The sequence below is a fragment of the Pseudomonas sp. MWU16-30323 genome, from assembly GCF_020515595.1.
Taxonomy (GTDB): domain Bacteria; phylum Pseudomonadota; class Gammaproteobacteria; order Pseudomonadales; family Pseudomonadaceae; genus Aquipseudomonas; species Aquipseudomonas yamanorum.
The window spans coordinates 1-303 of sequence record NZ_JAIWYM010000110.1; the positions used below are offsets into that span (position 1 = coordinate 1).

Below are 303 nucleotides of genomic sequence, written 5' to 3' on the forward strand. Positions count from 1 at the left end.
TTGCAGGAAGAAGCCTTTGGTAGCGGCCAGGGTACGTCCTATGAAATGAAAGCCAGCGCCATCCGCTGGACCTCCGACTGGAAAGCCCCGCTATGCGACAAGCCCTGCATCGACGGCCCACAGATCGCCACGGTGGTCGGCCCGCCCGGTGAAGAGATCTATTGCGATGAATGGGGCCGGGTCAAGGTGCAGTTTCCGTGGGACCGCTCGGACAAAAACAACGACCACAGCTCCTGCTGGATCCGCGTGACCCAAGGCTGGGCCGGGGCGACTTGGGGTTCCATGGCCATCCCGCGTGTGGGT

At 62.7% G+C, this 303-nt stretch carries 1 protein-coding gene; it reads left to right on the forward strand.

The annotated features are described in order from the left end of the window. On the forward strand, positions 1 to 303 hold a 303-nt coding region (locus tag LIY45_RS30665; RefSeq protein WP_226478736.1), incomplete at both ends, for a phage baseplate assembly protein V.